Genomic DNA, 12,199 nt, shown 5'->3' with positions numbered 1-12,199 from the left:
ACTATCAATAGTCAAAAAATAGTAAGAATACTATGAGTAAAACCGTCAAACATAAAACTGCCGATACCCCGCCATCGAGACGAATGCCCAATCGTGACGTGCGTCCATTTTTTGAAAAGCTGGCAGCGACGATTGATGAACCAGTTACGGAATTGAATTATAAGAGTAATTTTGAGCTGCTGATCGCGGTCATCTTGTCTGCGCAGGCGACGGATGTGAGCGTCAATATTGCCACCAAGCAATTATATCCCGTAGCAAATACACCTGAAGCAATCTTGGCATTGGGTGAAGACGGTCTAAAATCTTATATCAAAAATATTGGCTTATATAATGCCAAAGCCAAAAATGTCATCAAAACTTGTAGAGATTTGATTGAGAAATTTAATAGCACCGTCCCTGATAACCGCAAAGACTTAGAGTCTCTCGCTGGTGTTGGTCGTAAAACCGCTAATGTGGTGTTAAATACCGCTTTTGGTCAGCCAACCATGGCGGTCGACACTCATATCTTTCGGGTAGGTAATCGTACGGGGCTGGCTACTGGCAAGAACGTCTTGATCGTTGAAAATAAGTTGGTCGAGCGTATCCCAGATGACTTCATCGTGGATGCACATCATTATCTTATCTTACACGGGCGCTATACCTGCCAAGCTCGTACACCCAAATGCGGGGCGTGTCCTGTTTATGACGAATGTATGTTTAAAGACAAAGCCAAGTTTTTGGAGCTATAATTTTTAGAACGATCGCTTTTAGAACGATAACTGCTCTAGGGCGTGTCCTCAATTCAATCGATTACTTTCTAAATGGGCTAAAAATAGCTAAATTTTGCCAAACATCGTCAAATAGCTTCTTAATATCTCGATATTATGTGCGCTACTTTCCTTGTTTGACGGCAATTTATCTCATTTTTATCACCATTTTTAAAATGAGGACACGCCCTAGTTATAAAAGGTTTAATTGATCTACTTTATATGAATAAAACATGAATAGCGTGGTTAAAAAAGCAGTAGACGCCCACTTACTTGTGTAAACATTATTTAAAAATTAGGAAGCCAGATGCAGACACTGACCGCGCTATTATTCGATGATTTTGAGACTTTGGATCTATTTGGACCTATCGAGATGTTTGGCTGCTTACCTGAGCATTATCGTCTGCAATTTGCCTCCTTAAACGGCGGCATTATTCATAGTAAGCATGGCGTTGCGATGCAGACAGTCGCTGTTAGCGAGTTAGCGCATCAGACTGATATCTTGTTGATGGTTGGCGGCATGGGTACTCGCCAGCAAATCAATCACCGACCATTTTTGCAGACGTTAACAACCTTGGTTGACCATGCTGATTGGGTACTTAGCATTTGTACGGGTAGCGCATTGTTGGCTAAGGCAGGCGTCTTAGATGACAAGCGCGCAACGTCTAATAAACTGTCATGGCAATGGGTGATAGCGCAATCTGACAAAGTCCATTGGGCCGAGCAAGCACGCTGGGTTGTTGATGGCAAATTTTATACGTCCTCAGGTGTCAGTGCAGGTATGGACATGGCGCTTGGCTTTATCGCCGATAGACATGACATCCATACAGCGCGCCAGATCGCTCACTATACTGAATATCGCTGGCAAGAAAATAGCGAAATTGATGACTTTTACCATGGTTAATCCATGCCTAGTTACTTCTTAGTATTATCCATCGCTAGAGTTTTACCTCGATACACGGTAAAATGTGCTAATTTTTTTATTCGTTTTCGCCTTTTATTTTTATATACATTTAATAATGACTGAGTTCGTAGAATACAGTCCCTGCAATTAAGCGATCCCATTATGCGTGAATACAACTTATTTACCTCAGAATCTGTGAGCGAAGGTCATCCTGATAAAATGGCTGACCAAATATCAGATGCCATCCTTGACGCCATCTTACGTGAAGATTTGCATGCACGCGTGGCATGCGAAACCTTGGTTAAAACAGGTGCTGTGATACTAGCAGGTGAAGTCACCACGACGGCAAATATCGATGTTGAGCGTATCGTGCGTGATACTGTAAACGGTATTGGTTACCACCACTCAGACTTAGGCTTTGATGGCGAAACATGCGCGGTCATCAACATGCTCGGCAAACAATCTCCTGAAATCGCTCAAGGTGTCGATCGTAGCGACCCTGAAGAGCAAGGCGCAGGTGACCAAGGTCTTATGTTTGGCTATGCCAGTAACGAAACTGATGTCTTGATGCCAGCCCCTATCGAATTTGCTCATCGCTTGATGGAACGCCAATCTGAGCTGCGCCGCGCAGGCGAGTTGCCGTGGTTACGTCCAGATGCCAAAGCACAAGTGACCTTAAGATATGATGGTAGCAAGCCTGTTGCCATTGATGCCGTAGTGCTATCAACGCAACACGATCCAAGTATCTCGCAAAAAGATCTGCAAGAAGCCATAATGGAATCTATCATCAAACAAGTATTGCCTGCTGAATTATTGCATGCTGGCACGCGCTATCATATTAACCCAACGGGTAAGTTTGTGATTGGCGGGCCTGTAGGTGATGCTGGATTGACAGGTCGTAAAATTATTGTTGATACGTATGGCGGTATGGCGCGTCATGGCGGCGGTGCATTCAGTGGTAAAGATCCATCAAAAGTAGATCGCAGTGCTGCGTACGCCGTGCGTTATGTGGCTAAGAACATCGTTGCGGCAGGACTTGCTGAGCGCTGTGAAATACAGGTTAGTTATGCCATTGGTGTCGCTGAACCAACCTCTATCTCTGTCAATACCTTTGGTACGAATAAAATCAGCAATGATGAAATCATCCGTCTGATTCGCACCCATTTTGACCTGCGCCCTTATGGCATTACCCGTATGCTAAACTTATTGCAGCCAATGTATCAGCAAACGGCGACTTTTGGTCATTTTGGTCGTCCTGGCTCTGAAACTGCTTTTACGTGGGAAAAAACAGACAAAGCTGAGATCTTAAAAGCAGACGCTGGTTTGTAAAAATATAACTTTGCACCACCTACAAACCCTCTTTATAAATTTAACATTACCGATACTTATTAGGAGTCGCTTATGTCTCAAGACAATATGCAAGACAGTAACATTCAAGAAAGCAATGTTGACGCTAACATTGAGATTACCCCTGAAATGCAAGCATTTTACCAACGTGCTGATGCCATTATTGGTATCGCAAACAGTCAGTTGGGTTCTGAAGCGCATTCAGGACAAGTAGGTGCATCACTACTTTATGCCGCAGCACGTTATAGCGCATCTGTCGCCTCTATCGGCTTTGTCAAAGGCGATGACTTTGCCAAAGAAAAAGATGATATCGTTGAATTTTATGTCAAACAGTATCGCCAAATGCTGAGTGACAACCTGACTGATTATGCGCAGAACTTTGATAAATATGTTCAGCTTAATCAAGATGACAAAGCAGCCAAATAGCTCTATCGCCTTTAGCTGGCACTTATAAAACGGCTAATATAGTCAGTTCAATTTAAAAGTAGTACAAGGCAACCGAGTGTAGATGTATATTTAATACCTCGAGCGAGGTTAACGCAGTAATATTTTTATAGTGGAATGACTATAGTGATGCTCAAACCCAAGCTTAATCATAGGCTTGGGTTTTTTATTAATCATGATTTGGTAGATGACTGCTGATAAATAGGCTACTATCAATTAAAACCACCTTGTTCATCACATGGTTGCAACCAGCTATCGATAACAGGGACTTACCGAACACTATTTATAAGGACATATGATTATGAACCACTTATTCAAATCATGGCGATCATGCCTGTCGTTATTAGGGTTATCAGTCACTCTTGCCTTAGCTGGCTGTAATAACATCCAAAGCATCGATACGCCTGACACCGCCCCTATTCATACCACTGGGCACAGCCAACAGAACAGCGATAACCCTTTCATTAAGTGCCCACCTTACAACCCTGAGCAAACGATGTGCACCGCGCAATACGATCCTGTGTGTGTCAAAGTAAAAACCAGCTCAGGATTTAGTTATCGCACTGCGGGCAACTCATGTTCGGCATGTGGCACAACGGCAGCAGTAGGTTATGTTAAAGGACAGTGCTCATAACCTTGCTTTATAACTTTGTGTAAATACTTTATATCAAACTAAAAAAGACAATTAAATCATATAAAAAAGCACCCGCTTAATCATAGGCGGGTGCTTTTTTATTATTTTTCAGATTAATAAAATTTAATCTTCAGGTTTTTCAAGATCAGGTGGGCCTGTCAGCAAATCTTCATCACGAAATTCATTGGCTGAATTATGCTCTGCTGACTCTTCGGTGACAAACCATTGCTGGTTGCGATACAGTATCAAACGATCTCGACTCAAGCCGCGTAATAATGAGTACATCATAACGACTATCACAATCGCAAAAGGGAAACCTGACACAATTGAAGCCGCTTGTAGCGCACTCAAGCCACCTGCTGCTAATAGTACGGCAGCGATAACACCCTCTGTACCTGCCCAAAATAGGCGCTGAATTTTCGGTGGATTGGCATCGCCACCTGAGGTCAACATATCAATGACAAAACTGGCCGAATCCGATGACGTGACAAACCAAAGCACAATCATCACTACGATAAGCAAGTTCAAAGCTGACGTAAATGGATAAGATTCCATCAGCTTAAAGATGGCACTGCCAGTATCTGCTTGGACAGCCTCAATCAGGCCAGGACTAATGAGGTTGGGATCAGCGGCTGCCATTAATTCCATATTAACGGCTGAACCACCGAAAGCGGTGAACCATAAGAACAAGATGGTGATAGGAATTAATAACACCCCTAAGATAAACTCACGAATGGTTCGACCACGAGAGATACGAGCCACGAACACACCAACGAAAGGCGACCAGCTTATCCACCATGCCCAATAGAAAATCGTCCATGATGCCTGCCAGTTTTCTTGACCATCATACGATTCTGTCCAAAGACCTAATGGCACAATTTGATGTAAATAATTGCCAATATTTTCTACAAAGCTATTAAAGATAAACTGGGTCGGTCCTAAAATAATCACAAAGCTGAGCAATATCACAGTAAATAATATATTGGTATCACTTAAGCGCTTAATCCCTTTATCTAGCCCCATAAATAGAGACAGACCTGCCAACATAGTGATTAAGGCAATCAAAATAATTTGCACTGTAATATTATTGGGTATGCCAAATAAGGTCTCAAGACCTGAGTTAATTTGCAATACCCCAAGACCTAAAGTGGTCACTACTCCAAACATCGTACCAAATACCGCTAGTGTATCGACCGTATGACCCCAGCCACCATAAATCTTTTTGCCCAATATAGGATATAGTGTCGAACGGATGGCCAGCGGTAAGCCCACTCGGTAATGGAAATAAGCCAATGACAACGCGACCATGCCATAGAGCGCCCACACATGTAAACCATAATGCAAGAACGAGATATTCATCGCTTGCTTGGCGGCAGCCACTGTTTCAGCTTCTCCTAGCGGCGGCGCCATAAAATGATACAAGGGTTCAGCCGTACCCCAGTAAAGCAGGCCAATACCGATACCCGCGGAAAATAGCATGCCGATCCAAGAGACTAGATTGTATTCTGGTTTTTCATTTTGATGACCAAGCCTGATATCGCCATAACGACTAAATATCATGTAAATACTCATCACCAACGTTAAGTTGACCACCACAATAAAGAACCAGCCAAAACGCAAAGACACGAATGCTTTTGCATGACCAAACAACAATTCTGCTTGCTCATTAAAAAGAGCACCAAAAATAATGAACACAAGAATTAATAATGCTGAAGTTAAAAACACAGGTTTACTTACCCGTGGAAAAGGGCCTAAGCGGCCAACTTTTACATGATCCATTTAGTCATCTCAATTTTTGAAGGGGCTCACCTTAACAAGATACTGCACAACTATCAAATCGAATCAGACACTTTATAACCTTGCTATTGGTCAACAAATAAAAAAATCCTAAGATAACGATGCATCTTAGGATTTCAAATCACAATTGTTATATTGTGTTTTTACGTAAAAAAAGAAGAAGCTAACTGCCTGATTCATTTCATAAAAACAGTATTAAAGCTGATATATATAATCTGCTAATCACCTTTTACAATTTTAGGTGGTCCTTTTAACAAGTGCTCATCAGCAAACTCATTGGCTGAATTATGATCTGCGGATTCTTCGGTAATAAAATGCTGCTGAGCGCGATACAGTATCAAACGATCTCGGCTTAAGCCACGAAGTAACGCATACATCATCGCAAATACTACTAAAACAAAGGGTAATCCTGCAACGATAGCCGCTGCTTGTAATGCACTTAGTCCACCAGCAGCAAGCAAAACAGCAGCAATGATACCTTCCGTACTTGCCCAGAATAAACGCTGGATTTTTGGTGGGTTGGTATCACCACCTGCGGTCAACATATCAATCACAAAGCTTGCTGAATCGGATGAAGTCACAAACCAAAGGACAATCATAACGACAATCATTAAGGTGACTGGTTGTGCCAATGGATAAAATTCAACCAATTTAAAAATTGCACTACCAAAATCCGTTTGCACGGCTTCTACCAATCCTGGGCTGGCCATAGCGGGATCAATAGCAGCTAAGAGCTCCATATGGATAGCAACGCCACCGAAAGTGGTGAACCAAAAGAACAAAATCAGCATGGGAATCAATAAAACACCCAATATAAACTCACGAATAGTACGACCACGACTGATACGCGCGATAAATACGCCAACGAACGGCGCCCAACTTACCCACCATGCCCAATAAAATATCGTCCATGATGACTGCCAATTTTCTTGACCTTCATACGATTCACCCCACAGACCTAGCGGTACAACTACCGAAAGATAGTTGCCAACATTTTCAAGATAGCTATCAAAGATAAAAAGCGTCGGCCCTAAGATGACCATAAACCCGAGTAAGATTGCCGTCAGTCCGATATTAATATCGCTCAAGCGCTTAATACCTTTGTCTAGGCCCATCATGACGGAAAAAGCAGCTAAAATAGTAACGAAAACAATCAGACCGATCTGTATCGTTAGATTATTAGGAACACCAAATAGTCGCTCAAGTCCTGAATTAATCTGCATAACGCCAAGACCAAGCGACGTTACCACCCCAAACATCGTACCAAATACCGCTAAGATATCAACGGCATGTCCCCACGAGCCATAGATTTTTTTGCCCAATAGAGGATAAAGCGTTGAGCGAATCGATAAAGGCAAGCCACGGCGAAAGTGAAAATAAGCCAAAGACAATGCAACAATCGCGTACAGCGCCCATGCATGTAAGCCCCAATGCAAGAATGTAAAATTTATGGCTTGCTTGGCGGCTTCTATCGTTTCCGCTTCTCCGAGTGGTGGTGCCATAAAGTGATACAAGGGCTCAGCTGTCCCCCAATACACCAATCCTATACCAATACCAGCAGAGAACAACATCCCGATCCATGAGAACAAACTGTACTGTGGCGTCTCAGTTTGTGCGCCTAGACGAATATCGCCATAACGGCTCATCGCGAGATAAATACAAAGTAACAATGCTAAATTTACTAAAATAATAAATAACCAGCCGAACTTATCCGTAATAAAGTTCTGCAAAAAGCTAAATAACACACCAGCGGTTTCAGTAAAGAAAGCACCAAAGATAATAAATCCAATAATAAGTAGCGCTGAAATAATAAACACAGGTTTACTTACCCGTGGAAAAGGGCCTAACCTGCCAACTTTTACATGATCCATTTGTTTGTTAGCCTTAGTTTTTTAGGAAGAATACCTTAACAAGATACCTCTCAACTATCAAATCTAATTAGCTATTTACGTTTTTCTTATTGACAGAAATAGAGCAAAACCATTTAGTAGCCTAACCTACAATAGTGAAAACGCTTGGAAAGTTGAAGAGCAATAGCTATTAATCACTACTGTGGAGTCAATTGTAATAATCCACTATTATCGCCGTCTTCTAACACCCAAACTTGTCCATCTACATTTAACACACTACGAATACGCTCGCCCATATCATAACGATAGCGCTCAGTCGCGCGGCTATTTTCATCAAAATCGACGACTATCAGCGCTTTAGAGGATAAGCCACTAATGAGCGCATTACCTTGCCACGCTGGGAAATCATTATATTGTCCAGCATTATAAATACTCATCGAAGACGGTGATATCACTGGCGTCCAACTAATTTTAGGCGGCGTAAACTCAGGGCGCGTCTCATGGTCAGGAATATCCGTGCCTGTATAGTTACGCCCATTTGATACGATTGGCCAACCGTAGTTATAACCTTTTTCAATGAGATTGAACTCATCACCGCCCCGTGGTCCCATCTCATGCGCCCAAAGCCTACCTTTTTCATCGAAAGCCATACCCAATACATTACGATGACCGATTGTCCAAAACTGCGCGGCAATGTCATTGCTATTATCTACAAAAGGGTTATCTGCTGGCACTGAGCCATCAAGATTTAACCTAATAATTTTGCCCAAATTGACGCTCATATCCTGTGCTGGCGTTTTTTCTTGGCGCTCGCCTGAACTGATATATAAATATTTTCCGTCAGGCGAGAACAGCAAGCGATGACTATAATGCCCCTGCCCTTTTACTTTCGGTGTTTGCTCCCAAATGGGCGTAAAATCCTGCAAATGTGGCGTGGCTGTATCCAATCCTATCAATGTCGCTTTGATAACTTTAGCACCAAACTTATTATTATCAGTGTCATTCCCTGCTTCAACGTAGCTCATATAGACATGATTAGAAGTAGCAAAATCTGGTGCAAGAACGATATCGCCAAGACCACCTTGCCCACCATAAGCCACTTTCGGTATACCACTGATGGTTGTCTTGGCACCTGTTGCCGTATCAACAATGAATAACTCGCCTGTCTTTTGGGTGACAAGTAATTTAGGGGGTTCATTATTAACGGTAGGTAATGCTGTCATTGCCCAAGGCTCATCAAACGTAGCAATTTTCTTGGTGATAAAGGCGGGTTTTTCGGTACTTGCTAGCGACTCACTAGCAGAGGCTTGTCCTTCTCTATAGTCTGTCAGGTCTTCGTGGGTATCGACGGCAGTTTGATTGGAGCAAGCAGGAGCACTAAAAAGCAGTGCGCTGATCATTATCGGTAATATTAATGGCGTGCTTAGGTGCTGCATACTGATGATCGTCATTTTGTCGTCTCCGTAACTGTTGACGTCTTATTCCTATTGCTTAGTTTTTAGTGCTTAGTTTATTTATAACATAGTCAAAGCACTCAAATCGTAAATAATAATAGCGCACAAAAAAACCCCTTACCTGCCTGTAGAAAAAATAGGCAAGTAAGAGGTTGGTTTTAAACCACGGTCAGTTAGGGTTAGATATTAATTCATGCTACGTTTCTCAAACACCAACTTATCATCTGCGCCGACATCGACTTTGATGATATCTCCTGCGCCAAAATCACCAGCCAATAGCTTCAATGACAATGGGTTTTCAATTTCCTGCTGAATAGCACGTTTGAGTGGGCGTGCGCCATAGACAGGATCATAACCAATCGCAACCAGTTTGTTCATCGCATCAGCTGATAACTCAATATCCATCTCACGCTCATGCAAACGCTGGCGCAAGCGATCCAACTGAATCGCAGCAATACCTGACATCTGCGACATACCGAGCGGATGGAATACCACAATCTCGTCGATACGGTTGACAAACTCTGGGCGGAAATGCTGCCCAACTGATTCCATCACCTCAGCTTTGATGTCTTCGTAACTTTCACCGACCATCTCTTGGATTTTGTGCGAACCCAAGTTACTGGTCATAATGATGACCGTGTTTTTGAAGTCCACCACGCGACCCTGTGAGTCCGTTAAGCGACCATCGTCCAATACTTGTAGCAAGATATTGAACACATCAGGGTGCGCTTTTTCAACTTCATCAAACAAAATCACACTATAAGGCTTACGGCGTACAGCTTCCGTTAATGCGCCACCTTCTTCGTAGCCCACATAACCTGGAGGCGCACCCACCAAACGACTGACACTGTGCTTCTCCATATACTCACTCATGTCGATACGAACAATCGCATCTTCAGAGTCGAATAAGAAGTTCGCCAGTGACTTGGTCAACTCAGTCTTACCGACACCCGTTGGTCCTAAGAATAAGAACGAACCTGAAGGGCGATTCGGATCAGACAAACCAGCACGGCTACGGCGTACCGCATTGGCTACCGCTTCGACTGCTTCATCTTGACCGATGACACGTTCATGGAGCTTTTCTTCCATCGCTATCATCTTGTCACGCTCGCCTTGCATCATTTTGCTCACAGGAATACCTGTTGCCGCCGCTACGACTTCGGCAATTTCATTATCCGTGACTTTGTTACGTAGCAGTTTTACACCACTACCTTCGCCTGTCTGCTCTTTTTGTTCTGCCAAGTCAGACTCAGTAATGCGGCGCTCAAGCTGCGGAATCGTTTCATACTGCAGCTTACTCATGGTCTCGTAATCACCTTCACGACTGGCTTTGTCATAGGCGATACGCGCTTTATCCAGCTCATCTTTTAGCTGCTGACTGCCTTTGACCAATGCTTTTTCTGCTTGCCAAATCTCATTAAGGTCAGCGTACTCTTTTTCTAGCTCTTCAATTTGTGCATCAAGCACTTTACGCTCGGCTTGCGCACCAGCGTCTTCTTCATTTTTGAGCACTTCGCGCTGCATTTTCAACTGAATCAAGCGACTATCAAGCTTACCTAAGGCTTCAGGCTTGCTGTCCATCTCCATACGTAAACGACTTGCCGCTTCATCAATCAAATCAATCGCTTTATCTGGTAGCTTGCGATCGGTAATATAACGATGGCTCATCCGCGCAGCAGCAATAATCGCGCTGTCTTGGATATCAACACCGTGATGCAGCTCATAACGCTCTTTTAGACCACGCAAAATCGCAATGGTGTCTTCGACCGTTGGCTCATCGACCAGTACCTTTTGAAAACGACGCTCAAGAGCCGCATCTTTTTCGATATACTGGCGATACTCATCAAGAGTTGTCGCACCGACACAGTGTAGCTCACCACGCGCAAGCGCAGGCTTTAGCATATTACCAGCATCCATCGCACCATCGGCTTTACCAGCACCTACTAAAGTATGCAACTCATCGATAAATAAGATGACATTGCCTTCTTGCTTTGATAAGTCGCTGAGCACCGCTTTGAGTCGCTCTTCAAACTCACCACGGAATTTTGCACCCGCAATCAATGAGCCCAAATCTAACGACAACACTTCTTTGCGGCGTAGTCCTTCTGGTACGTCACCATTGATGATTTTTTGTGCCAAACCTTCAATGATAGCCGTTTTACCAACACCTGGCTCACCAATCAGTACTGGGTTATTTTTGGTACGACGCGACAGTACTTGAATGGTACGACGAATCTCTTCATCGCGACCAATCACAGGGTCAAGCTTACCAAGTTCCGCCTGCTCAGTTAAGTTAATCGTATATTTATTCAGCGCATCACGCTGATCTTCAGCATTTTGATTATTCACGGTATCATCACCTCGCAATTGCTCAATGACTGTTTTTAATTTACTCGCTGTTACGCCCGCACTCTCAAATATCTTTTTGGTTTCGCCTTGCTCAGCGAGCGCCAACATCACCCATTCAGTAGCGATAAAATCATCGCCTTCTTTCTGCGCTTGACGGTCTGCCAAGTTCAAAATTTTAACCGAATTTGGGTTTAAATTCACATCGCCTGTCGGCTCGCTAATCGTCGCTTGATTGTCGAGCGCCTTTGCCACACCATTCTTTAGCGCAGGGATAGACGCGCCTGCTTGTTGGCAGATAGATAAATTAGACTCATCCTGTAGCAATACTGCAAGCAGATGCACAGGGTCAATACCTGTATGGTCACGCCCCAATGCTAGGCTCTGTGCTTCTTGAATGGCTGATTGCAATTTCTGGGTAAATTTTTCGAACCTCATAATTGTGTCCTTTTATAATTAGTATTATCAGTCAGTGAATGCAACATAAAATACCGAACGCGCCGCATTTAAAACATAGCGCTTATCGTCAATTTTATCGTATTTCAATCACCGTTAGTTGTTATATATATAGGGTATAACATACAAGATTTCAACCTACTTGTGCAAGTTGTCAATCAATATCTATGACTTATTAGTAAATACTGAAAAATAGTAAGATTTTATATAGGTAAAAACCT

9 protein-coding genes are annotated in these 12,199 nt (G+C 43.1%); 5 read left to right on the top strand and 4 right to left on the bottom strand.

Translation table 11 applies throughout. From position 1 onward, the window contains the following. Positions 1 to 32 precede the first annotated feature (32 nt). From nth to JMX95_RS09790, 5 genes are all read left to right on the top strand, one after another. A complete protein-coding gene (gene nth, locus JMX95_RS09810; protein ID WP_201560714.1) occupies positions 33 to 728 on the top strand; it encodes an endonuclease III in 696 nt (231 codons plus the stop codon). Positions 729 to 1,053: 325 nt separating this feature from the next. Further along, entirely contained in the window at positions 1,054 to 1,650 is a 597-nt protein-coding gene (locus tag JMX95_RS09805) for a DJ-1/PfpI family protein (RefSeq protein WP_201560713.1), read from the top strand. Positions 1,651 to 1,812: 162 nt separating this feature from the next. After that, a complete protein-coding gene (gene metK, locus JMX95_RS09800; RefSeq protein WP_045451444.1) occupies positions 1,813 to 2,979 on the top strand; it encodes a methionine adenosyltransferase in 1,167 nt (388 codons plus the stop codon). A 72-nt stretch (positions 2,980 to 3,051) separates the two neighbouring features. Further along, positions 3,052 to 3,423 carry a DUF3144 domain-containing protein gene (locus JMX95_RS09795; RefSeq protein WP_372815298.1) on the top strand — a complete coding sequence of 124 codons (372 nt, stop codon included), beginning with the start codon at positions 3,052 to 3,054 and terminating at the stop codon, positions 3,421 to 3,423. A gap of 319 nt (positions 3,424 to 3,742) precedes the next feature. After that, a complete protein-coding gene (locus JMX95_RS09790) occupies positions 3,743 to 4,075 on the top strand; it encodes a hypothetical protein (protein WP_201560712.1) in 333 nt (110 codons plus the stop codon). Between the two features lie 123 nt (positions 4,076 to 4,198). Here JMX95_RS09790 and JMX95_RS09785 read toward each other — a convergent pair whose 3' ends face one another. The 4 genes from JMX95_RS09785 to clpB all read right to left on the bottom strand — a co-directional run bounded on the left by JMX95_RS09785 (position 4,199) and on the right by clpB (position 11,960). Continuing rightward, entirely contained in the window at positions 4,199 to 5,854 is a 1,656-nt protein-coding gene (locus tag JMX95_RS09785) for a BCCT family transporter (RefSeq protein ID WP_201560711.1), read from the bottom strand. Between the two features lie 236 nt (positions 5,855 to 6,090). Continuing rightward, positions 6,091 to 7,743, bottom strand: coding sequence for a BCCT family transporter (locus JMX95_RS09780; RefSeq protein ID WP_201560710.1), 1,653 nt, complete (start codon positions 7,741 to 7,743; stop codon positions 6,091 to 6,093). 176 nt (positions 7,744 to 7,919) lie between these two features. Continuing rightward, positions 7,920 to 9,173: a PQQ-dependent sugar dehydrogenase gene (locus JMX95_RS09775; RefSeq protein ID WP_201560709.1), complete on the bottom strand. Its 1,254-nt coding sequence runs from the start codon at positions 9,171 to 9,173 to the stop codon at positions 7,920 to 7,922. 189 nt (positions 9,174 to 9,362) lie between these two features. Beyond that, positions 9,363 to 11,960: an ATP-dependent chaperone ClpB gene (clpB, locus tag JMX95_RS09770; RefSeq protein WP_045445524.1), complete on the bottom strand. Its 2,598-nt coding sequence runs from the start codon at positions 11,958 to 11,960 to the stop codon at positions 9,363 to 9,365. Between the last annotated feature and the right edge of the window lie 239 nt (positions 11,961 to 12,199).

It is taken from the genome of Psychrobacter sp. NC44 (assembly GCF_904846655.1).
Classification (GTDB): domain Bacteria; phylum Pseudomonadota; class Gammaproteobacteria; order Pseudomonadales; family Moraxellaceae; genus Psychrobacter.
Note: the sequence above shows the minus strand (reverse complement) of the source record. Positions and strands in the feature narration are given on the sequence as shown.